17 protein-coding genes are annotated in these 24,257 nt (G+C 55.2%); 5 read left to right on the top strand and 12 right to left on the bottom strand.

Annotated features, from left to right (window positions below):
- The first annotated feature begins 165 nt into the window (after nucleotides 1-165).
- From ABE504_RS02715 to ABE504_RS02705, 3 genes are all read left to right on the top strand, one after another.
- Nucleotides 166-2,472 carry a helix-turn-helix domain-containing protein gene (locus ABE504_RS02715; RefSeq protein WP_430084120.1) on the top strand — a complete coding sequence of 769 codons (2,307 nt, stop codon included), beginning with the start codon at nucleotides 166-168 and terminating at the stop codon, nucleotides 2,470-2,472.
- 180 nt (nucleotides 2,473-2,652) lie between these two features.
- Entirely contained in the window at nucleotides 2,653-5,631 is a 2,979-nt protein-coding gene (locus tag ABE504_RS02710; protein ID WP_430084118.1) for a polysaccharide lyase 8 family protein, read from the top strand.
- Between the two features lie 27 nt (nucleotides 5,632-5,658).
- Nucleotides 5,659-6,711 carry an SGNH/GDSL hydrolase family protein gene (locus tag ABE504_RS02705; protein ID WP_430084114.1) on the top strand — a complete coding sequence of 351 codons (1,053 nt, stop codon included), beginning with the start codon at nucleotides 5,659-5,661 and terminating at the stop codon, nucleotides 6,709-6,711.
- Between the two features lie 88 nt (nucleotides 6,712-6,799).
- Here ABE504_RS02705 and ABE504_RS02700 read toward each other — a convergent pair whose 3' ends face one another.
- Nucleotides 6,800-7,633 (bottom strand): phytanoyl-CoA dioxygenase family protein, encoded by an 834-nt coding sequence (locus ABE504_RS02700; RefSeq protein ID WP_430084111.1) that lies wholly within the window; start codon nucleotides 7,631-7,633, stop codon nucleotides 6,800-6,802.
- Nucleotides 7,634-7,763: 130 nt separating this feature from the next.
- Between ABE504_RS02700 and ABE504_RS02695 the strand changes: the two genes are divergently transcribed.
- Nucleotides 7,764-8,618, top strand: coding sequence for an AraC family transcriptional regulator (locus ABE504_RS02695; RefSeq protein ID WP_430084108.1), 855 nt, complete (start codon nucleotides 7,764-7,766; stop codon nucleotides 8,616-8,618).
- A gap of 129 nt (nucleotides 8,619-8,747) precedes the next feature.
- Nucleotides 8,748-9,305, top strand: coding sequence for a DJ-1/PfpI family protein (locus tag ABE504_RS02690; protein WP_430084106.1), 558 nt, complete (start codon nucleotides 8,748-8,750; stop codon nucleotides 9,303-9,305).
- Between the two features lie 47 nt (nucleotides 9,306-9,352).
- Here ABE504_RS02690 and ABE504_RS02685 read toward each other — a convergent pair whose 3' ends face one another.
- The 11 genes from ABE504_RS02685 to ABE504_RS02635 form a co-directional block, all read right to left on the bottom strand.
- Complete coding sequence (locus ABE504_RS02685) at nucleotides 9,353-10,075, bottom strand: FadR/GntR family transcriptional regulator (RefSeq protein WP_430084104.1); 723 nt, start codon at nucleotides 10,073-10,075, stop codon at nucleotides 9,353-9,355.
- Nucleotides 10,076-10,090: 15 nt separating this feature from the next.
- On the bottom strand, nucleotides 10,091-10,771 hold the full coding sequence (locus ABE504_RS02680; protein ID WP_430084102.1) for a cyclase family protein: 681 nt from the start codon (nucleotides 10,769-10,771) through the stop codon (nucleotides 10,091-10,093).
- Nucleotides 10,772-10,947: 176 nt separating this feature from the next.
- Nucleotides 10,948-11,850, bottom strand: coding sequence for a fumarylacetoacetate hydrolase family protein (locus ABE504_RS02675; protein WP_430084100.1), 903 nt, complete (start codon nucleotides 11,848-11,850; stop codon nucleotides 10,948-10,950).
- Between the two features lie 20 nt (nucleotides 11,851-11,870).
- Nucleotides 11,871-13,160: an aspartate aminotransferase family protein gene (locus ABE504_RS02670; protein WP_430084098.1), complete on the bottom strand. Its 1,290-nt coding sequence runs from the start codon at nucleotides 13,158-13,160 to the stop codon at nucleotides 11,871-11,873.
- A 27-nt stretch (nucleotides 13,161-13,187) separates the two neighbouring features.
- Entirely contained in the window at nucleotides 13,188-14,027 is an 840-nt protein-coding gene (locus ABE504_RS02665) for an amidohydrolase family protein (RefSeq protein ID WP_430084094.1), read from the bottom strand.
- Between the two features lie 936 nt (nucleotides 14,028-14,963).
- Nucleotides 14,964-16,343: an extracellular solute-binding protein gene (locus ABE504_RS02660; RefSeq protein WP_430084091.1), complete on the bottom strand. Its 1,380-nt coding sequence runs from the start codon at nucleotides 16,341-16,343 to the stop codon at nucleotides 14,964-14,966.
- Between the two features lie 137 nt (nucleotides 16,344-16,480).
- The gene (locus ABE504_RS02655) at nucleotides 16,481-18,856 is read right to left on the bottom strand and encodes a hypothetical protein (RefSeq protein WP_430084088.1); all 2,376 of its coding nucleotides are present in this window, start codon (nucleotides 18,854-18,856) and stop codon (nucleotides 16,481-16,483) included.
- A 46-nt stretch (nucleotides 18,857-18,902) separates the two neighbouring features.
- Nucleotides 18,903-20,630, bottom strand: a complete 1,728-nt coding sequence (locus tag ABE504_RS02650; RefSeq protein ID WP_430084085.1) for an IlvD/Edd family dehydratase — start codon at nucleotides 20,628-20,630, stop codon at nucleotides 18,903-18,905.
- Nucleotides 20,631-20,665: 35 nt separating this feature from the next.
- Nucleotides 20,666-21,448, bottom strand: coding sequence for an SDR family NAD(P)-dependent oxidoreductase (locus tag ABE504_RS02645; RefSeq protein WP_430084082.1), 783 nt, complete (start codon nucleotides 21,446-21,448; stop codon nucleotides 20,666-20,668).
- Nucleotides 21,449-21,558: 110 nt separating this feature from the next.
- Entirely contained in the window at nucleotides 21,559-23,169 is a 1,611-nt protein-coding gene (locus tag ABE504_RS02640) for a hypothetical protein (protein ID WP_430084079.1), read from the bottom strand.
- Nucleotides 23,170-23,355: 186 nt separating this feature from the next.
- A complete protein-coding gene (locus ABE504_RS02635) occupies nucleotides 23,356-24,243 on the bottom strand; it encodes a carbohydrate ABC transporter permease (RefSeq protein WP_430084076.1) in 888 nt (295 codons plus the stop codon).
- Nucleotides 24,244-24,257 lie beyond the last annotated feature (14 nt).

The following is a 24,257-nucleotide window of genomic DNA, read 5'->3' as shown; positions in this document are numbered from 1 at the left end:
GCATAGGCTGATCCATCAAACCTACCGCTCATTATTGTTTCTGTATATCCGCTGTTGCAATGGACGATTGTCCGTCATAGGCAAGAAGGCTGTATATTTAGATGTAAACACTTATAATGGAAAGACAAAGTCTTAGTTTCGCGCAGCGAGAAAGGTGGAACTCTGGTGCAGACGATCAGAAACTGGTATACCTACTTTACTTCCAATCGAAACTCGAGACTCATTCTGCTCGTTACGATGGGCATGTTTGTGATGATTACGACAGCGGGTTCATCGCTGTATTTCAGCAGCAAATCCGTGCTTCAGGGCGAAGTCAGCGAACCGCAAATCCACCTGCTTCGCATCGGCATGGAAGCCGTCAATACTTCCGTCAATACCGTCGATCAAATCGGCGTCAATATTTTGCTATCGAATCTCACCTATCAATTTCTGAACCCAGCCTACACGATGCAGCAGTCGGAAATTGCCCATCTAGTCGAGTACCTGGATAATCTGACCGTGTCCCCGGCGGTTGAGTCGATCATGCTGTATGACAATAAGCGTCAACGCGTGATTGGCAGCACGCCCTACGGATTCAGCTCGCAGATTTCCAATTTACTCGATACCGATTGGCAGAACTATTTGACCGATTTGAATCCGAAGCATTTTACGATTGTCGATCGGACGAAAAGCAATAATTTCGGTTTTGAACAAAAAATAGAAACGATCACCTTGTTCAGACCCGTGGTCCGCGATGAAGCCATCGCCGGCGTGATCATGATCAACATCAACAAGAAGAAGCTGTTCGATAAAATCTTTGATAATTATACGTCCCAAACCGACGCTTATCGTTTCGTCATCAACGACAACAATCATCTGATTTATGAAACGGATAACCGCATATTGTCCCAGGAGCAAATTGCTTCCGCGCTTTCGCAAAACAATAAAACGTTTTTCGATTATGGGGATGGTCAGGACAATTATTTGATTTCCCAGGTCTCTTCCGATCTGACCGGATGGAAGTATGTATCGGTCATTACCCAGCAGCGGCTCTTGCAAAAGGTTACCACGATCCGGAATGCGGTATTCGGCTTCTCGATCATCTCCATTATGGCGGGCATGATCGGCATCTTCATTACGCATCATCTGACCTTTAAACCCGTCCGCAGAATCAGGCATCTGCTGCTAGCCGGTCAAAGCCATGCAGCCCATATGGAAAACCGGGATCTGGAAGACTATTTGCTGAAGCTGACCACGGATTTTGCCGATGTGTCCAGTATGATTAAGCATAATCGCAGCGAGCTGCAGACCAAATATATTCACGATGGGATCGCCGGCCGGATGAGCCCCTGGGAGATGAAGGATCGTTGGCATCGCCATTTTACCGATTGGACTGATCTTCCCCTCTTCTCGCTGCTCATTTCAATTGACCGTTACTATCAGTGGTCGGGTGCCTACAACGAGGAGGACCAGAACTTGCTCTGGTTTGCCATTAAAAATGTGTGCGAGGAATGGATGGGCCGCCACTATCGCATCGCGCTTGTCGAACACGATTTGAACTTACTATTGATCGTGCAGAAAACCGATGAGCGCCAGAACGTCCAGCACCTGCGTGAAGATTTGTCCGGGCTGTTGTCCACGATTCATAAGCTGATCCATGTGGACATCTCCGCCGCCGTAGGCGAGGAATTCGGGGATTACACTCATTTGCGGCAAAGCTGTTTGCAGGCCGAGCTGACGCTGAGTTACCGACTGTATAACGGGTATTCGACGGTCTCGTTTTTCGGAGATTTGCAAGAAGCTGCGGAATCCAAAACGATCGATCCGATCTGGAGGAAGGATCTGCTCACCTGCCTGGACGTGGGGAACGAGGAAATTGCCGTCAAGCTGCTGGACGCCTTGCAGCAATATCTGAAGGACGCTCGTCTCTCTCCTGCTGAAGCGGTAACGTTTTTCCGCCAGTTGATGGACGGTATTGCAGCCTATCTTGGTGATCACGGTCTTGCCAAGCCCGGTATTCTGCGGAGATATAACAGCCATTGGTTCGATACGATGAGCCTTGACGATATTATCCAGCTGCTGGTTCAAGTATATAAGGAAATTTCGCAGTTATCCGATCAACGTGCCAACAGTCGGGATTATCTGATCGTCCAGCAAATGATTCAGTATATGAAGCAGCACCTGCATGAGAATATCGGGGTATCGGAAATTGCCGACTCTGTGGGACTGAGCAAGTCGTCGGTCAACAGCATTTTCAAGCAGGAGATGAACCGGACCCTCTATGATTATTTGACCGAATTGCGCATGCATGAAGCCGAAGCTCACTTGGCAGGGACAGATTTGAAAATCGCCGATATTGCCCTGAAAGTCGGATATCAGAACGAGAACAGTCTGATTCGCGCGTTCCGGAAACATCGAAGCCTGACACCGGGACAATTCCGGGACATGGCCAGAAAACAGCAATCGACCGATGCATCACCTTATCTACCATAAAGCCGATGTGCCGAGACTGGACGATTGGAAGATCAATTCGTTGATCAGACGATTGTTTCTGCAGTCTCTTTTTTTTATTTTAAATATAAGACGGCAAGTCGAGGGGGGTGTTGATGTCCGCCGTAAACGAGTTCATTTCAAGGATTTCCGCTGTACTAAATGTGATAAGGAGGCATGTACATGATGTTTAATCTGAAGAGGGTTCGCTCCAAAACAATGGCCTGTACGCTGATCGTCTCGGTTATGCTGCTGAATTTGGTAATCGCTTTCATGAATCCTCACCCTGCTTTCGCCGCAGCCCTATATGAAGACTTCAATGCGCAGACAACCGGCGCCGCTCCATCCGGCTGGACCTTGACCGGCACAGGCGGCACGGCGCTGGTCGCCAACGTACCGGACAGTGTGAATAAAAGCCTAAAATTAACGGATACGAGCACCACGCAAAAAATTGAAGCGGCCAAGTCATTTTCCGTGTCCGGCGATATCTACACCGTCGAATTCGATGTAATGTCAGCCCAAACGAATATGCTCAGCGCTTTTTACCTGAGCGGCAATGCCGGGCTGCAGGCTGTTACGGTCGCTTTTGACGAAACCGGACATGTGTATACGTACTACGGCGCCACGAAAACGACGATCCAAACGTATTCAGCCAATACCTGGTACCATATCAAAATCGTGGCCAGACCGGCCGACGATACCTTCGACTTGTACATCGACAACGTATTGAAAAGCGCCAACCAAAGCTTGAAAAATGACGTCACCAGCCTGACGAACGTGAAGGTTGCCACGGCTACCGCCCAAACCGGAACGGTGTATTGGGATAATATTTCCGCCGATGCGGCTTCCGCTCCTTCGAGTGAGTATGCGGATTTGCGGAGCAAATGGCGAAACTTTTTGACAGGCGGCAGTTATTCCGTGTCCGATCCCGACATTGCCGCCCAGTTGACGGCTTTGACGACGACCGCCTCCGATTATTACACTGCGTTGAATACATCGGGCGGACGCACCTATTTATGGGCCGATCTGGATGATGCCACGACCTCCGTCGCCAATACCAAATCCAGCTATATGACGTTGAATTACGAACGGCTTGAAGCGATGGCTCTGGCCTATGCCTCCGTCGGGTCCAGTCTGTATCACGATACTGGACTACTGGCCGATATCATTGATGCACTGGATTGGCTCTATGCCAATAAATACAATGAGACCAAGTCCAAGACGGGAAACTGGTTCGATTGGGAAATCGGAACCCCGCTCACGCTGAACAATACAACGATGCTGCTGTATGACCAGCTCACTTCAACGCAAATTGCCAACTATATGAATGCCGTTGATCATTTTTCTCCCAGCGCAACAACAGCGAACGGCGGGACGGCCACCGGGGCGAACCGGGTCTGGAAAGCCAAAGTTGTCGGCATTCGCGGGATTATCGTGGAAAGCAGCACCAAAATCGCGGCAGGACGCGACGCGCTCACCCAAGTGTTCAACTATGTCACGAGCGGTGACGGCTTTTATACCGACGGTTCTTTCATTCAGCATACTGGCTTCGCTTATACCGGAGGCTACGGAAACTCACTGTTAAGGGAAATCGTGCCGTTCATGTATGTGTTTGACGGCTCCACCTGGGCTGTCGTCAGCGCGAACTCGCAGAATCTATACAAGTGGGTGTATGATTCGTTCGAGCCTCTAATTTATAAGGGGGCCATGATGGATATGTCCAGGGGACGCGGCATTTCGCGGCGTGAAACCCAGGATCATGCGGTTGGCAACGAGGCCATCAGCGCCATTCTGCAATTATCCCAAATTGCTCCGCCCAGCGATGCAGCTAACTATAAAAGCATGGTGAAGTACTGGATTCAGACAGATACGTTCCGGAATTATTATACGAACGCAGGCTCGATCTACCATATTGCCAAAGCCAAGGAAATTGTGAACGATGCCGGCATCACCGCACGAGCGGAGCTGGTGACCTCCAAGCAGTTCCCAGCTATGGATCGTGCCGTGCACCTCAGACCCGGCTTCGGGTTCAGTTTAGCGCTGTCATCCAGTCGGATTAAAAACTACGAATCCATCAACAGCGAGAATCTGAAAGGCTGGTATACGGGAGACGGCATGACGTATTTATACAACAACGACCTGGGGCAATACAGCGATGAATTCTGGGGGCTTGTGAACAAATATCGGTTGCCGGGGACAACGGTCGATACGCAGACCCGATCGAACGCCTCCGGACAAGGCTATTTGAGCAGTAAAAACTGGGTCGGCGGCACGACGAACGGCTCCTATGGCGTTTCGGGGATGGAACTGGATGCCTATAGCAGCACGCTCACGGCCAAGAAGTCGTGGTTTATGTTTGATGACGAAATCGTCGCTTTAGGGGCCGGCATTACCTCCACCGACAATCGGACGATTGAAACGACCATTGAGAATCGGAAAATCAATAGCGTGGGAAATAATGCTTTCACCGTCAATGGTACGGCCAAATCAACCGCCCTGACCTGGTCCGAAGCGATGACCGGCGTCAATTGGATGCATCTTGCCGGCAATGTGACCGGCTCCGACATCGGCTATTATTTCCCGACAGGCACAAGCGTGAAGGGCTTGCGGGAGGCGCGGACCGGTACATGGGCCAGTGTGAACACGTATGCCAAAAGCATCGACAATACGTCGCTTACCCGTAACTTCCTGACCTTGTGGATCGATCATGGCGCTAACCCGACGAACGTCGCCTATTCGTATGTGCTGCTGCCGAATAAAACGAGCACACAGGTGAGCAATTACGCGGCAAGCCCCAACATCACCGTGCTCGAAAACTCAACAAGCGCTCAAGCCGTCAAGGAAACGGGCCTTAATGCCGTAGGAGCCAACTTCTGGACGGATACGGCCGCTACGATCAACGTCGGCGGCAGCGCCTTCCTCAGCAGCAATAAGAAAGCATCGATCCTGACCAAAGAATCGACGGACGAGATCGAGCTTAACGTCTCCGATCCGACGCAAGCGAACACAGGAACGATTCAGGTCGAGATTAACCGCAGCGCCAGCAGCCTGATCTCCAGCGATCCCGCCATTACCGTCACGCAGCTGAGTCCGACGATTAAAGTTACGGTCAATGTCAACGGGGCGAAAGGCCAGACCTTCAAAGCCCTATTCGATAAATAGACAAGGAAAGAGATGAATTCACCCGCCATGCTATTTGAAAACATGCAGTTCCATAATGTCGAGGAATTGGAACCTTCAGCGACGCTTCCCGGCTTCATCTTACAGCGGTTCCCCAAAGAAGTTCGCCATCGCTTCGGTCGCGAAGGCGACCAGCGGGGTCGCTTCATCGCCGCCATGTCCACGGGCTGTGAAATCCGGTTTGTAACGGCATCGCCGGTTATCCGCATAACGTTATCCGCACCGATAACAGGCGGGGATATCGTCGTGTACAACGGCGATTACGTCCATTCGGTGCATCGGTTGGAGCCGGGCGTACCGACAACCCTCCATTTGGAAGCACCGGCTGGATTTAAGGAGGTGCTTCCTGCATCGCTGCGGCAAGGCGGACGCTTCTCGCCGGACGTGTGGCGGGTATTCGTCAGCCGCAGTTATCTGGGCGGCCCCGGATTTCAAGTTGCTTTCCATCGACTAGAAACATTTGGATACGAATACCGCCCGCCGCTCCCGAGCGAAATGCCGGCGCGCCGATGGATCGCCTACGGCTCTTCCATTACCCAAGGCTCCGGCGCGACCGTGCATCATCAAGCTTATATCCAGCAGGCGGCTAGACGACTCGGTCTCGATGTGCTGAATAAAGGCATGGGCGGTTCCTGCTTGTGTGAACCGGAAGCCGCGGATTTCCTGGCCGCTCACAACGACTGGGACGTCGCCACGTTGGAACTGGGCGTGAATATGCGAGGGCATTTTACGTGCGGGGAATTTATGGCGCGGGCGTCTTACTTGATTGAACGAATGGCTGGCCAGCAGCCTGGCAAACCCATCTTCCTGCTGAACATCTTCCCGAACAGTGCAGACTTTCTGCGCGATGCCGTACACCCGACGGCTGTCGCGAACCGCGACTTCCGCGAAGCGCTCCGCAACATGCACAGTCAGCTTGGATTGCCGCATCTCCATCTGCTCGAAGGGGAATCGATCTTAACGGATTTCAGCGCTTTGACAAGCGATCTGATTCATCCGTCGGATTACGGTCATAGTCTGATGGGGCAGCGGCTGGCCGAAGAAATGCAAGACCTTATATAAGTACTGAGGGGAACGAGGTCAGAAAGCGCTTGGTCGTCGATAGCGAAAAGGAACCATCGAAAGCCCTCGATGGTTCCAAATTAAACTTTTATCGCTTAAACACTTGCGGGAAATATTCGCCTTCAAACCGCTGGCCCGCATAGGGGCGAGGACCGAGCAGGCGAATGTTAGAATGATGCTGAACTCGCGGCCGGTAGGATGTGTCGCCAGGCATCAAATGCGCAACGATCGATAATCGGGGCTGATCGGTCTGATTGGCGCCGGAACCGTGAAACGTGAGGCCGTGGTGAAAGCTCGCTTGCCCCGCTTTCAGTATGCAGGGCTCCTCCACCCAATCGCGGCCCCCGGCGTATTTCGCTTTCAGCTCCTCCATATTTTGATTGAAGAATGTATCGCTGTCCGGAATCAATCCCCACTTGTGAGAACCAAGAATCGTCATCATGCCGCCATTGGTCAGATCCGTATCCTGCAGGGCGATCCAGACCGTAACCATATGGCTCGTACTCGCGCACTGCCAATACCCATAATCCTGGTGCCAGCCGACATTGCCGGAACTCGATACCCTATTGCCAACCCCTGGCTTCAAAATCACTTGATCATGCCACAGCCGTATCTCATCCACAGCCAGCAAGTCCGCAGCGAGCTCACCCATGTAGGGATCCGTGACCGTGCTTCGAATGTCGTCGTTAATCCACCAACCATTGTCGAGCTTTCGCAGCGCATCCGGATTCGCCGAAGGGCGATAGGGGTTCATCGGCATCCCGTCACCGTCATAATCGCCGGACCATACGCGGTCGTGAGCCTTTCGCAGCTTTTCTATCTGCTCATCGCTAAGCAGCTTGGGGCTGATCCAGTAACCGTCGCGCTCAAAAATTGCTTTGTCTTGCTCCGTAATTTTGTACTTGAATTGAACTTGATCCATCGTAAATCCCTCCCTTGGGTTATGCCCCTAGTATATAGGCACTAAGGCAGGCTTGACGTTCACTTCTTTGCCAAGTAGTATCAGAAACAAATCGGTATTCTTATGTACAAAAGGAGAGCTCGTAGCTGACATGAAACGTCATCGCTGGACTTATAACGTTGTGCACCAAGGAGCTGTCGAAGCGGTACCTGAGCTGCTCCTTGTGGGATTTGATGAAATACACAGCGCCCTTCATCTCGGCTATCATGAACACGAAGGCTATGAATTCGTATATATCGAGAAAGGCAAAGCGAGCTGGGAGCTGGACTCGCATATTTATGAGACCCGGGCAGGCGATGTATTCCACACCCGTCCGGGCGAAATTCATCGCGGCGGGTTCAACGTCATTGAACCCAGCCGTTTCTGGTGGTTCATGCTGACGCCGCCTGCGGGCGAGAACTGGATGTGCCTTCCTGCCGCCGAAGTCGCTGCACTGCGCCTTATGCTGGAGCATCTCCCGCGCATAGTCCAGATCGGCGTACAGCCTGTCAGTGCTTTGCAGCGTCTCCAAAGAGCGCTTATGTCCACCAGCGCTCTGCAACAGACGCTCATCCGCCAGGCTCTGCTTGAGGTTCTTCTGCATATTGTACAGCCTATTCAACCGGCCGAAGCGATCTCAGCCGACCTTCTGCGACAGTTCGATGCGCTGATTCACAGGTCAGCGGAGGATCCCGTCTGGCGGCCATCGGTCGAAGAAATGGCAGAGATTGCGCATATCAGTCCCTCGCATTTTATGCGCACTTTCCGGCAATACACCGGGTTTTCTCCTATGGCCTATTTGGAACGGCAGCGCATCAAATACGCCTGTGAGCTTTTAAGCGGAACGAAGCATTCCGTGCTTGCCATATCAACAGCCCTAGGCTACGCATCCAGTCAGCACTTTGCGACGGCCTTTAAACGGGTTACGGGAAAAAGTCCGCTTGGTTGGCGAAAATCCGCTGATTGAGTAGCTATAGTCATTGTTCTTGCAAAAGATTCGACAATACCTCCCATTTTCCACCCGTTTACAAGCCCGAAAGGGTTCGTCATAATGAAGGTTGGATTCCTAATTATTTCCAAGGAGTGATTGTCTGCCATGTCCAAAAAGATTCTGCTTCTAACCGGCGATGCTGCCGAAGTGCTGGAAATCTATTACCCTTACTTCCGTGTATTAGAGGAAGGGTACGATGCGGTGATTGCTTCACCTACGAAAAAAGTGCTTCGCACCGTCGTTCACGATTTCGTGGAGGATTGGGAAACGTATACGGAAAAACCGGCGCACCAGCTCCCTTCGCATATCGCCTTTGCGGATGTGGACCCGAGCGAGTATGCGGGTCTGATCATTCCCGGCGGGCGCGCGCCGGAATACATTCGCGGAAGCGAAGACGTGCCGCGCCTTCTTCGCCATTTTATTGAGGCAGACAAGCCGATCGGCGCGATCTGCCACGGGGCGCAAGTCTTTGCTGCGCTCAAAGACAGCCGCATCTTCGAAGGCCGCACCATGACGGCCTACAACGCCTGCCGCCTGGACGTCGAGTCCCTCGGCGCGACCTATACAACAGACACGCTGCACGTGGACGGCAAGCTGGTGAGCGGACACGCATGGCCGGATTTGCCGGGCTTTATGCGTGAGTTTTTGAAGCTGCTGGCGTAGAGTACGCCAGAAGAATAGAAAGAGGCTGCCCCGTAGGGCAGCCTTCTTCATTGATAGATGTGCAGCAAGTCCGCTTCCGTTTCCTGCAAATGGCGCGCCATCGCTTCCCTCGCATCCGCCTCAATCTGATTCCGGATCGCCTGTAAAATCGCGTGATGCGCACCCATCACCCGCGCCATATTCTCCATCCCGCGAAAAGAGAGCACTCGGCTCTCATACAGGTAGTCCGCCAGCGAGTTCAACACCATCTCAAGCGCCGGCTGCTTCGCTGCCGCCACAATCGCCTTATGAAAGTCGACATCCGCGTCCGCGTAGCCTTTCTTTTCACTATAGTGCTTCTCCATAATCGTCAGACATTCTTCCATGCGGACGAGATCCGCCTCAGTAGCCCGCTTCGCCGCAAGCCCGGCGGCTTCAACCTCGAGCAATTTGCGCACTTCATGCACATCGAAGACAGAGACATGGTTTCTTTTAAAAGCAATCAACACCGACTCCGCCATTTTGTCATGGGAAGGCGGGCGAATCGTGATGCGTTTGCCGTGCTGCACGTCCAAAATGCCGCGCGACACCAGAATTTGCGTCGCTTCACGAATGACCGTGCGGCTGACGCCGAACGACTCACACAGCTGGTTTTGCGATGGAAAAGGCTCCTCGGGGCTGATTTTGCCTTCCAGAATCGCATCCATAATATATTGCGCCGTCGTTTCCGACAGCGAGGCGGACGTAAGTCGGGTTGCGTTCACTTTAGAGCCGTCAAACGCTTTTGCCATACGCTCCCTCCTCTACTAATCCTCCAGCTCGGCAACAACCTGGCAAGGCCCGCTGTCGACACCCGCCACAAGCAACGGAAGCGCCGTCACTTTGCGCAGCCGGTCAGCCGCAACCCCTTCAAACGTCAAATCTTCAATGATGACCATCGGAACCTTCCGTTCAGGATTCAGAAGCTGCAAATGCGCGCGAAGCCCCTCTTCCTTGAGCATGAAGCAGGACAGCGACAGCCAGTCCAGGGCTACGCCTTTTAGCTCAGGGCATTCCTCGGCCAAGTAGCGGCAGGCTTCTTCGCTCACACCCGGCCCGCGTTCCGAGTAGCCTTGAGGATCGACCAATCGCTTCTCCGCGAAGCCGCTGCGAATCAGCAAGAGATCCGCCTGCTTGAGCTCAGTTTCGTAAGCGCGCAGTTCATCGGCAGTCACGAGCTCGCCGTAGGACTTGGGAATGTCCAAGAGCAGCGGGCGATCGTAGACGAAGGCATCGATGCTCATGTCTGACAGTGTTAGGCCATTATCGTAGACATGCTTCTGGGAATCCATATGCGAGCCGAAGTGGTTAAACAGCGTAATGCGATACTCGTTGCAGGTATCCCCCTTCGGAATCGAAGAGTACTGCGCAAATTCGACTTTCGGATTGCCGGGCCAGACGGGATCTTTGGCATCGAGCAAGTAGGACAGACGTTGATAGACAGGCATAGCAGCACCTCATTATTAGGATATATGTTTATCATATATAATCTTATATTACATGTAAATCCCTGGTAGGATTGCTGGGTAAAATTTTTGTTCTCTTTCTCAAAAGCGGTAGCATTCACAGACGTCTCACGCTTAAAAGGCTGCCCCGCAGGGCAGCCCTCTTGATGTCAGTTCGCCTACTCCGCTACCATGCGGTTCGTCAGCGCGCCCAGCTTTTCAATTTCAACGGTCACAACATCGCCGTCCTTCAAATAGACCTGCTTCTCCGGCGGATAGCCGAGCATAACGCCTTCCGGCGTCCCCGTCAAGATGATGTCTCCCGGTTCCAGCGTCATGTGCTGGGACAGGTACGAGATGATCTCGTCACAGTGGAAAATCATATCCGACGTGTTCGAGTTTTGCCGCTCTTCGCCGTTGACCCGTGTCCGAATCGTCAAGTCGTTCGGATTGCCTACCTCGTCAGCCGTTACCAGATACGGCCCGATCGGCGCGAACTTGTCGCAGGTTTTGCCAAGGAGCCACTGCGATGTGCGCATTTGCAGATCGCGCGCGGACAGATCGTTCGCGTTGCAGTAGCCGAACACGTAGCCCAACGCTTCTTCGCGGCTGACATACTTCGCCTTGCGGCCGATCACGATGGCGAGCTCCGCCTCGTAATCGACTTTCTCCGACGTGCGCGGCAGCGGCACGTCTTCCCCATGCGCAGCAAGTGCGTTGCTGAACTTGTTGAACAGAATCGGCGACTGCGGAATCGGCGCATTCGTTTCTTCTGCATGGCGGCGGTAGTTCAGGCCGACGCAGATGATTTTGCCCGGCGGCGTGACGCAGGGGCCGAGGGTCAGTTGCGCTTCCTCCAGCAGATAGGAAGCATAGTCTTGCCCGGGCGCCAGCGCGCGCTCGGCGAGTTCCTGCAAAGCGAGGAGCGCAGGAGCGCCGCCCTCCAAAAGCTGCTGCACCGTGACCGGCGTAGCTGGATCGGCTCCCTCAACCGCATGCGCAGCCAGCACGTCGATGATGCCCTGCTCTTTTACCACGCCCAGACGGTATGTCCCTTGCACTTCAAATGTTACAATTTTCATGAGCTACTACCCTCCTGTTCCTACTTCACGATAAGTTCCTTCAGCACACTCTCAATGATGTCCAGCGTGTTCTCAACATCCTCATCCGTATGGCTGTACGAGATATGGTTACGTTTAATATTCATCGGCATTTTGAAAATCCCTTTATCAATCAGCTTTCTGCGGTACGCCACGTACAGATCGGCATCATTCTGCTGCAGCTCCGCATAATGCTTCGGTTCCGTCTCCATAAAATACGTCGTCCACACCGAGCCGAAGCCCGCGACGTAGGCCTTAATGCCAAGCCGCTCGTGGATCGCGCGAATGCCGGAACGCATTTTCTCCCCTAAGCGGAAAATGTGCTCATGCACCGGCTCGTTCTCCATCATCTCGAGCGTTGCAATCGAGGCGGCCGTGCCGACCGCATGGCCGTTGTACGTGCCGGCGAACCAGACGTCGCCGCCCGGATACGTATTGAAGCGCTGCATATATTCGCGCTTGCCTGCCACCGCGGCGATCGGGTAGCCGTTCGCCATCGCTTTGCCCATCGTGGTCAGGTCCGGCGTCACGCCGGCGACTTTTTGGAATCCGCCGATGCTGTGGCGGAAGCCGGTAATCACCTCATCGAAGATGAGCAGGGCGCCGTACTTCGTGCACAGCTCGCGCAGCCCTTCGAGGAAGCCTGGCTGCGGCATGATGCAGCCGATGTTGTGCGGGATCGGCTCCACGATCAGGGACGCGATCTGCCCTGGATTTTCCTTGAACGTCCGCTCCACGTCGTCCAAGTCATTGTAGGTGCAGATCAGCGTATTGTCGATCGCTTCGTCCATCATGCCCGCGGAGCCCGGATCGCGCTTGCCAATCATATCCCAGGCGCTCAGCATGTTGCGGGCGACATAGTCGTGCCAGCCGTGGTAGCAGCCCTGGAACTTGATCAGCTTCGTGCGGCCGGTGATCGCGCGCGTTAAGCGGATCGCGTGGTACGTCGCCTCCGAGCCGGAGTTGCAGAACAGCACCTGCTCCGCAGAGGGGACGTGCTGGCAGATTTTGCGGGAAAGCTCCACTTCCAGATCCGTACAGCCGACGCCGTACAAATCCGTCCGCTCGATTGCTTCAATCACCTTACGGTTCACATACGGATGGCTGTGTCCCAGAATAATCGGGCCGAACGCCGCCTGGTAGTCGATGTATTTTTTGCCTTCAGCATCGTACATGTAGGCGCCTTCCCCTTTCGTAAACACCTTCATCGGGTTCACATTGCGGATCGACGTATGCACGCCGCCCGGCGCGTACAGCTTGGATTCTTCGTAAAGCTCTATATTTTTAGACATTGGAGTGCCTCCTTGTTCGAAGTGAGATTAGGTTAACCCGAGAATGTCCGGCGTGTTGCGGTGAATGATGTCTTCGATGATGTGCTCGGGAATGCGCGGCAAGTTCGTGCCATCCACCAAATGATTGATGTTCCGCGTCGCGTCAATCATCCCCTGGGTCGTGAAGAACGGGAAGTCGGAGCCGAACAGGATTTTGTGCGTCACGCCGTACTCCATCGCCGACACGAGTGCATTGTAAAACTGCCACGGCCGCGAGCCAAGCGCGGATAAGTCCATGTACATGTTGACGTTTTTGCGGACGACGGAAATGCATTCATCCACCCAGGGATGGCCCATGTGGGCGATAATCATTTTGAGCTGCGGGAACGCCCGCGCAATCGGGTCGAGGAACGCCGGGCGTGAGGCGTCGAGGTAGCCCTCCGGCACGAACGACGTCCCTTGATGCCACAGAATCGGCAGGTTCAGCTCCGCGGCTTTGGCGTAGAGTTCGAAATGCTGCTGATCGGTCGGGTAAAAGTTTTGATAAATCGGGCCCAGCTTCAAGCCTTGCAGCCCGTATTCCTTGATCGCTTCCTCGAGCAGCCCAGCCGCGTTCGGGCGATTCGGGTCGACGCTGGCGAAGCCGAACAGCCTGCCCGGCGCCGTGGCCACATACTCCGCGACCGTTTGATTCGGCACAGCGATGCCGGTCGCCGGTGCGTCGAAGGCGAGCACAATCGCCCCGTCGAACGGGCGGATATTCGCCTCGTGCTGCGCTTCCGTCGCGATAATGTCCATGTGCTCGCCCCAGCTGCGCTTCACGGCCGCGCGGAACGGCCCGCTCGTCTGGCCGGGCAGAAATAAATGCGTATGGCAGTCAAAAATCATCGTAGATCCCGCCTTTCATCAGGTGCCATGCCGTTTCAAGGCATGGGGAAAGAACCCCTTGCTGATCGCGATTCGTTAAGGAATCGCGGTCGCGCGAGGCTGATGCTTGTTATATGCGTCGTTGTGCGGATAATTAGGTTTCTGCGCGTCATTACGGAAAAATATAACGTCTGCGAAACAGTAATAACTATTGCCTGGGTGCTCGGAGCAACGTCACGCTCGTTAGCAGCATTCAAGCGGAATACGTGCGCGATAACTCTCGCCGCCCCAGCGCCATGCGCTGGTGAAGCAATGCGCGCCCCACCATTCGATTAAGTAGGCAAGGGGCTGATTGGTCACCGCTGAGCGTCCAGATATAGTACCTGGAGGGGTATGTTAGGATCGAGCGTCAAAGCCTGCAAAAAAGCAGGAATTCCCTTCTTACCCGCATGTTTGTAAGAAATTCCTGCGATTTGGCAGGCATTTCAGGCAAAAACTCGGATCTGGGGCCGATCCGCCCCAAAAACCTGCCTTTGCGCAGGCATTTTGCTAAAACCAGCAATTCGGCGGGAAATTCCTGCCTAATTGCAGGAATCGGCCTGCTGCTTCCCTGCAAACCTCGGCGTTGGGGAGCGCTTGGCCTTGGCGCCAAGCGAAGTTCCACATGCCTAACGGCGTTGGCTTGAAGCCGGGGCGCATGGCATGAGCGCGAAGCGAAGTTCCACGTGCCTAACGGCGTTGGCTTGAAGCCGGGGCGCATGGCATGAGCGCTGGCCATAGTTACACATGCCTCCCCGCATTGGCTGGGTGCAATCGCAGCCCCGTTGAGTCGGGCCACATCCCATTGGAGGAACATCGTCTGCTTCCCGCCGACGGGATTCTACCATCCGCCTTGCATCTCACAGCTGCTCCCAGCACCATCCCAACCGCTCCCTCATCTCCGAGCCATCCACACCGCTACATCGTCTCCACAACCGGCCTCTTCTCAATCTGCGCACACAGCGCCTCTTCCGTCTCCAGGCCTGCCCAGTACATCTTGAGCTCCTGATTGATGTCGGCCAGCTCGCTGGCGCTGATCGCCAAGTCGGTGAAGTAGCGGAAGCCCGGAATCGTCTCGCGGAACAGCGAGAACCGGGACGGGCGGTAGCGCTTCTCGTCGCCGACCCATTCCGCCGCCGCTTTGCGGGCAGGCAGCGTATACGTGTGCTGACGTACAAACAGCTGCGCCTGGTACCCCGTCAAAAACTCCACCAGCTTGACCGCCGCGTCCTTCACCTGCGATTGCCGGTTCACGGCAAGCCCGGTGTTCAGCAGCATCGTAATCGGCGTGCCTAAGTGCGGCACCGGCGCAATGTCGAACGACAGCCGCTCGCCGAGCAAATAGTTTAAATAGAAGTAACTCGTCATGATAATCGAGGCTTTGCCTTTCGCCAGCAGCAGCTCCGACTCGCCGGTGGTCACCCCTTCCAGCAAAGACGGAATGCTGTGCCGCATTTCGCCGCAGTAGCGCAGCGCATCCATCATCGCCGTGCCTTCCAGCTTCAGGCGGCCGTCCTCGTAGCGCTCGAACTTTTTCCCCGTCTGCAGCAGCAAGAGCGGCCAGCGGTTCGAGGAGTACAAGTCGCAGTGGAAGCCCAGCCGTTCGCCCGGAATCGCCAGCTTCGACGAGTAGTCGATGAGGTCCTTCCACTGCCAGGAGCTGTCCGGCTCCGGCAGGTCCGCTTCCCGGAAATGCTCCCGGTTGTAGCACAGAATGAGCGGCGAGAAAATGAACGGCTGCACAAGCTGCGTGCCCTCCGCCGCAAAACCGTCTGACAAAAAGGAGTAGATCTCCTTATTGCGCTCCAGCGGCTCGAGCATGCCGGTATCGCCGGCTTCCACGCACTCCTGAAAGTTCGTGACGTTCATCATCACCACATCCAGAATGCCGCTGGACAAATATTCGCTGATATAGCTGTATTTCGTCGAGGAGGTCGGCACTGCCTGCACCCGGATGTGCGGGTTTTCCTTCTGAAACGTCGCCAGCAGCCGGTGAATATCCGCCTCGTTCGTCACTGAGCTGTGAAAACCCAGCTTCACGGTCACGAAAGCGCCTTCGGAAGCGCCGACAACTTTCGTGCCGACACGCGGGATTTTCTCAATCAGCCCTTCGGCGACCAGAATGTCCAGCCCTTTGCGCACCGATTGATTGCTTAAGTTGTAGTCCGTGGCGAACGTTTTCTCGGAGGGCAAATAATCGCCGACCGGCCGCTTCCCGGTTAAAATATCCTCCCGCAGCGTGCTGACAAGCTCGCTTAACCGTGTGCGGGACGAACTGCGCGTTGATCTTTTCTCCATTCGCTAACCTCTCTTCGTTCCGATACATTGACTTTATTGTCCATTATAGCAACCATCCACCAGCCCATGTCAATGTACCCAGGAGGCCGTGTCAACTTGAAATTTCTACTACCCCAACCCAGCCCGATCGCCCAACGTCACGGCAGTAGCAAATTACCTTCCAAATGCCTCACCGTAGCGGATTCCGCCGGCAGCATCGCGCGATTCACGCCTTCTTCCACACAGGACGCCATGTAGAAATACGCGGCCCCACCAAACGCAACGTCCACACCATACTTCCCGCCTGCAAAATGAGAACCGACCGCCTTCAGCTTATGCAACCCGCCCTGCAAGCCAAAATGCATCGTGTCCGCAGACGAGGCCGCGCTCGTGCAGTTGCCGAACTTCCAGGTGATCACATTGGACGGATCGACGCTTTTCAAATACGCCTTCTCCGGGTTCACCCCGCTGAACACGGCGCCACCATCAATGGTGACCCATTGATCGGGCTTGCCTTGCGCATTGTTGACGTCGCCAACTTTGTCCCAAGCGCCCGTGAACAGCAGGCAGCAGTCGACGAGGCCGCCGCCCTGCATGACGATTTCACGCGTACCAACCTTGACGGTGCCGCCTACACCGGGAACACCTTTAAACCAAGTATTGATCAGGCTCAGCTTATTGATACTCCCCAAATTCACGTCCACAACACCGGTAAATTCACTATTCAAAATCGTGAGCTCGCCATTGCTCGGCGTATAGCCGACCTGCGTCGTCCCCGACCGGATCGGTCGGGCCAGCTCATAGCCCGCCAGCATGCCGAACGAGCAGCTGTCGATGATGTTTTTTCTTTTGCCCCGGGAGGAGCCTTTGGAAATCGTGACCATCTCCTGCGCCGTACAGCCCCGCATCTGCAGGCCGTCCATATTGACCCAGATGGAGCCGGAATTCGCCATTTTCACGCCGGGCCTCGTGTACGTCACCACCGCATGACAATCCTCCAAGGTCAGATCGGTCAAGCGTTTGTTCGCGACGATGCGCGAGGCGATATGCTTTTTCACGGTGATCCGTTTGGCGCTGTCCCCCCACGTCGTCCCGCTGTTCGCAAACGATAGCAAGCCCGAATTCCCAATATACGTCAAATCATGCTCAAATTGTCCATGCGTCACAAACGGCCCGTACTCGTCACCGTCCCCGTGGCAGTTCTCCACCATGCAATAAGCCGCACATGTAAAATCGTTCAAATGCCGCGCATTGCTCGTATTGCAGTCGCGGATATGACCGTACAGCACGTTGATCTGCTGCGTCATGTAGCCGGTGCCGCCCCAGTCGCGCTCCTCCGGATTCATGAGCTGGCAGCGCTCCGTCACATAATGCGTGTTATAGCGCCGCATCACGACCGGCCAGAACACCTTCGTCGCTTTTATGCCCGAAGCATCGCATTCGACCGCAAATTCATACGCCACCGGGTTCGAGCCCATTTGATCCCACGTCGGGAAAGGCCTTACGCTCGTGCCGTTCGGCGGCACCGGAATCCCCACGAAATTCATATTGCGCACGTTGCAGCGAAAAGCCGGATTCACCCGGGTATACGTAATGGAGCGGCCTTTGGCGAGCAGCCAGCCGGATTTATAATTCAGCCTTATATGTGTCCCATCGAACACTTCCGTCACCTTGACGAGATAATCCAGCTCCCGCTGCGCACTGCCGGCGGCATTGTTCTTGATCTGCGCGTGCCACCAACTGTCCACCTCGAACATCGACGAATTCGCCACTTCGTAAATATCCGAATACTCGGGAATATCCTCGCTGAGCGTCACGGTTTGCGTCACGGACGTGTTTTTCACACCTTGAAAGAACATTACCGCGCCGAACGGGTTATCCAGCGTGTTCAGCTCAATCCCCTCAGTCGTCACCGTGTAGTTGTGAAAATCAACCTCAATATCGCTGCGGTGATACACGTGGCGTCGCACGAAGTTCAGGTTGGAATGCCCTTCCACGCGATAAAAAGCAGGGTCGCCCACGAGCGCATCCAGCGCATCATCCGCATTAACGTTAGCGCCGAAAATACCGAACCAGCGCAGGTCGCCGACGCCGCTGTGGACGACCTCGAACGCGCCGTCGCCCCGATCCGGCTTACGCCCTTTATCGTCGACCTTGTCGCGTGGCTGGCCGTTTTTCACCGGCTTGTGCACGGTGCCGCCGTTGTCCGCCTTCGTACTGCCAGCGACATAGCGAACGAGCTTCGCGCCGCCGTCCCCTGCGGCAGTGTAGCCGGCGACGAACACATACAGACCATCGTAAAGCTGACCCAGGGGGATCGCCTTCAGTTCGGCAACGCTGCTCACGCTTTGCACGGGATCTTCGATGCCGCTGGCGCCGCCGCCCTTGCCGAAATCGTTGTCGGCCGAAGCCACATGCGGCGCAATGGCATTGCCTGCCAGCATCGCGCCGGTCGCGCCGAGGGCGGCGAGCATTTTGCGGCGGCTCATTTTCGTATTGGCTTGGCTATCTTTCTCTTCACTCTGGAAGAACATCGTGTCACAGCTCCTTTATCATCTAAGAGATAAGTGCAGTCTGTCTTCACTTGGTGTTTCGCAGCTCAGGGGGCAGCAGAAAATCAAAATCGCAGCCCTCGTCCGCCTGGAGCACCCGCTCCAGGAACAGCAGGCCATAGCCGCGATCGTACGCCGGCGGCGGCGCCTGCCACTGCGCGCTCCGCTCGCGGAGGGTCGCCTCGTCGACGTGCAGCTCCAGCTTGCGGCCGTCGATGTCGAGCTCGATGAGATCACCGTCGCGCACGAGGCCGAGCGGACCGCCGATCGCCGCTTCCGGCGCGACGTGCACGATCAGCGTGCCGTACGACGTGCCGCTGATGCGGGCGTCGGAGATGCGCACCATGTCGCGCACCCCGCGCAGCAGCAGCTTCTTCGGAATCGGAATCTGGCCGATTTCCGGCATCGCCGGCGCGCCCTTCGGACCTGCGTTCTGGAGGACGAGTACACTGTTCTCGTCCACGTCCAGGTCCGGATCATCGATGCGCGCGTTCAGATCGGCCGGCGAGGTGAACACGACGGCGCGTCCGGTATGTTTGCGCAGATGCGGCGACACCGCCGTCTGCTTGATCAGCGCGCCGTTCGGGGACAAGTTGCCCCGAAGTACGGCGATACCGCCTTGCGGGGCGATCGGCGCCGCAAGCGGATAGATGAGCTCGCGGTCCGGCACGAGCACGCCCTGCAAGTTCTCGGTCACGGTGCCGCCCGTGACCGTCAGGCAGCCGCCATGCAGCAGCGGCTCGATTTCCTTCATGAGCGAGGGTACGCCCCCCGCTTCAAAAAACTCCTCCATCTGGTACTTGCCGGATGGACGGACATTCAAAATAAACGGCGTCGTCGCGCTGATCTCGTCGAAGCGTTCCAATGGCAGCCGGTAGCCGAGCCGACCGGCAATCGCCACAAGATGGATGATCGCATTGGTGGAACCTGCGCACGCCATCGTCACCCGAATCGCATTGTCGATCGATTCGGGGGTAATGATGTCTCTCGGCCGGATGTCCCGGTGGACGAGTTCAACGATCTGCTTACCGGTCAGCTCCGCCATATGCCGGCGTCTTGAATCCGGCGCCGGGATGGCGGCGCAGCCGGGCAAAGCCATGCCGAGCGCCTCGGCAATCGCCGCCATCGTGGAGGCCGTGCCCATCACCATGCAGTGACCGTCGCTGCGGCAGATCGCATTTTCCGCGACGGTGAGCTGCTCGTCGGTGATGTTGCCCGCTTTATGCTCCAAGGTAAACTGGTAGCAATCTGTACAGGCGCCGAGCGTCCGGCCATTCAGCTTGCCGTTCAGCATCGGCCCGCCGGTGAGCACAATCGCCGGAATATTGGCGGAGACGGCTGCCATGAGCTGGGCCGGCACCGTTTTGTCGCAGCCGCCGATGAGGACGACGCCGTCAATCTGATGCGCTTTGATCATTTCTTCGGTGTCCATCGCCATCAGGTTGCGCAGCAGCATCGTCGTTGGCTTCACATACGGTTCACCAATGGAAATCGTCGGGAATTCCATCGGCAGCCCGCCAGCCTGCCACACGCCACGCTTGACATACTCCGTCAGCTCCCGAAAGTGAGAATGGCATTTATTAAGCTCGCTGAACGTGTTGCAAATGCCGATCACCGGCTTTTTCAAATCGTCGTCCGTGTAGCCCATCGATTTCGTAAACGAGCGGTGAATAAACCCCCACAGCCCGGTATCGTTAAAAAAAGCTTCCCCCCGGCGCTGTCCTCCCCGCTCCGAGCGATCATCTTGCTCTGACATGGCTGCAAGTCCTCCTCTGGATGTGTTCTGTTCCTCTACAAATCGCACGCGTTCGCCAGATGGCCGCCATCGACGACTAGCGTCGTGCCGGTGATATAGGAAGCTTCGTCGGATGCCAGGAACAAGAACGCATTCGCGACCTCCTGTATGCTCCCCAATCTGCGCATCGGCGTGCGCGTCGTCAGCTGCAGCGTCCCCGCCGCTTGCTCCTTCAGCTCGCGATCGAGCGGCGTGTCGATGAACCCCGGCGCCACCGCGTTAACGCGGATGCCGTATGGGGCAAGATCCACCGCCATCGACTGCGTCAGCAGCACAACGCCGCCTTTCGAGGCGTTGTAATGCGCCAGCACAGCGCTGCCAGCAAGGCCGTTCTTCGACGCCATATTGACGATAGTGCCGGAAATGCCTTCGGCGATCATACCTCTCGCCATCCACTGGCTAAGCTGAAACGTCGCGTTCAGGTTGACGTCGATGATTTTCTCCCAGCGCGCCAGCGGGATGTCGACGAACGGCTCGCGCTGGGCGATGCCGGCATTGTTCACGAGCAGGTCGATGCCGTCGAAGCAGCGCCATGCCGCTTCGGCCGCCTGCTCCACCTGCGCCGGCACGCTGAGATCGCAGACGACTGTCGCGACCTCGGCATCGCTTCCCCGCTCGCGGGCAGCTTCCCGCAGCCGCTCCGCTGTGTGCGCCAGCTCATCCGCCCGATAGTCGAGCAGGACGACATGCGCGCCCTCCTGCAGGAACGTCTCAGCGATGCCTTGGCCAATTCCGCGGGCGCTGCCGGTAATGCACGCTCTTTTTCCTCGCAATCGCACGTCAACAACCTCCTTTGTGAGCGAAAAAAGGGATAACGAAACAGTCAGACCGGCGAGCAAGAGGAACTTGCCAGCCTGACTTGGTTTTCCCTAGACTTTGGAACGAACGCCTAGTTGTCGGATTTGAACTTGATCGGCTTGCCTTTCGCTGCGGTTGCCAGCTCAGCATAGTTGTCAAAAATCGCTTTGCCGCCGAATTTAGTCATAATTTCTTGACGGTATTGCGGCCAGCTCGATGCGTCCTTGTCTTTGAACAGGATTTGTACATGCAGCTCATTCATCCGTTTGCGCATCGCCGCCAAATCCATGCCTTCCTTCACCGTCAGCGCTGTGCCAACGGAAGGGAGTATTTTATAGGAATTAATTTTCTCGATGATCTTCTTGTCGCGCTCTGTGATGTTCGGATCGATGACGTTCAGTCCGTATACTTCCGGTTTACGTGGTGTGAACCAGCCGTACACTTCCAGGAAGTTGTTGTTGTCGGTCACGTCTTTTTTGTACGCCTCTTGATTCACTTCAATGTTATTGCCGCTGCGTTTGTAGTCCACGCCTTCTTTGCCGTAGCGCGTCAGCAGGAACCCTTCTTCGCCGGCGAGCCAGTCAAGAATTTCGATGGAACGCTGCACTTTGGCGTCAGACGATTTCGAGGAAATCATAAACGGATTGCCAGGGATCGTTTCGACCCAAGTGCCCGTCTTCTCCCACGGATGGAACGGCTCCCAATCGGCAGTCGTTTGACCCGCTTGCTTGGACTTCATTTGCAGGCCTGCGGGGTTATTGTCAAACGCGAGGTCGCGCCCTTGGCCGATGACGATGCCCGCTTTGCCTTGCGCCGCCTTATCAAAATGCTGGCCATATTTGTTCAGGAACCAGTCCGGATCGACGACTTTCAGATCAAGCAGCTTTTTAATATCATCCAGCACACCTTGCATGCGAATGTCGGTACGCACATCGATAAATTGATCGTTGCTATCCACATACGTGTCACCGACAAAGCCATTTTTCAGGAATTCTGGAAAATCCATCGACACGCTGGTACCGCTGCCCGCCGCCGTAAAGCCGTACGTATCGTTTTTGCCATTGCCGTCCGGATCGTTGAACGTGAAGGCTTTCATCACATTGACGAGCTCGTCGTAATTCGTCGGCATTTTCAGATTAAGCTTATCCAACCAGTCTTTCCGAATGTAGAACGTACGGTAGTAGTTTGTTTCATACGGCACCGGTGCGCGCTTGAAGGCGCCCTGCACTTGATACGTTTTGAGGTTGGCCTCGGTCACCCAGTACTTGAAGTAGTTCGGCATTTTCGCCGGCGTCACGATCCCCGTCAGATCACGGGCCACACCGTCGCGAATATAGTTATTGGAAGAAATACCGTCCGCATAAAAGACATCGGGAATGTCGCCGGACGCGATCATCGTGTTCAGCTTGGTCGTGTAATCCTGCCCGTTCGGCAAATACGTCCAATTCAGCTTGACGTTGAACTTCTCTTCAATGACGTTTTTCACAAAATCCTTGTCAGCCGCAGGCAGCTGCGCGCTGGCATCGGCGATGACCATCCATTTCAGGTCAAGCTTTTCTTTCTTCGCGTCCGGGTTGGCAGATGTTGCAGCAGAATTAGCCGGGGTTGTCGACGACTTCGACTCCTCCTTGGAATCCGAACATGCGCTGAGCATGAGCGAGGATGCCACCAGTGAGATAGCTACTTTTGATAACGTTTTCATTTAAAAGACCTCCCTGTTCGTTGTCTGAATAAGTATGATCATGAAACATTACATAGCGCACAATTGCCTCTGTCTGAATCGGACTGCAGCGCCGGTCTGCCGTTATGCGAAACCTTCCAGCCCGTCACCTCCCCGGATAAAATAAGCGGATCACGCTTCCCCCTGCCGAACCGGGGCCGCCAAGGGTCATCCCTTCACGGCGCCGAGCAGCATGCCTTTAACAAAATATTTCTGCAAGAACGGGTACACCACCAGCACAGGGACAATCGCGACGACAACGGTCGCCATCTTGATGGTTTCCGGCGGGAGCGTGTTCAGCGCGGATTGCGGAACCGCAAGCTCTTGCGAGACGGCCGGCGAGACGATCATATTGCGAAGCACAACCTGCAGCGGATACAGCGAGCGGTCATTCAAATACATGACCCCGCCGAAGTACGCATTCCAGTGATTCACCCCGTAGAATAAGCCGAGCGTCGCCATAATCGGAAGTGAAAGCGGAAGCACGATGCGAAGCAGCGTGGCAATGTCCCCGCAGCCGTCCACCTTGGCGGCCTCTTCCACCTCATGCGGCAACCCTTCAAAAAACGTCTTCATAATCAGGATATTAAAGGAAGACACAAGTCCCGGAATAATCAGCGCCCAAATGGAGTTCATTAATCCGGTCGCTTTGACCGTCAAATAGGTCGGGATAATCCCGCCCGAGAACAGCATCGTGAACACAATGCCCATCAGGACGACGTTGCGGCCTGGCAGGAACTTTTTGGACAGCGGATATGCGAGCATCGTCGTTACCGCCAGATTGCAAGCCGTTCCGACGACGGCGAGAAAAACCGTCACTTGAAGCGCCTTAGGTACTGTGTTGCTGGAGAAAATCGTTTTAAACGCTTCGAACGTCACGGAATGCGGAACGATCACGAAGCCGCCATTCTTGAGCACTTCCGTATACGGCGTGACCGACATGACGAACACGAAGTAAATTGGAAACAAGGTTGCCAGGCAGAACAGCCCGAGCACGGTATACAGAACGGCATCTACGACGCGGTCGGATTTTGTTTTTTTGAGTACGAATGCCATGGTCGATGCCTCCT

It is taken from the genome of Paenibacillus oryzisoli, assembly GCF_050467285.1.
GTDB lineage: Bacteria > Bacillota > Bacilli > Paenibacillales > NBRC-103111 > Paenibacillus_E > Paenibacillus_E oryzisoli_A.
The sequence above is the reverse complement of the archived record's forward strand: the minus strand, read 5'-3'. Positions and strand labels throughout refer to the sequence as shown.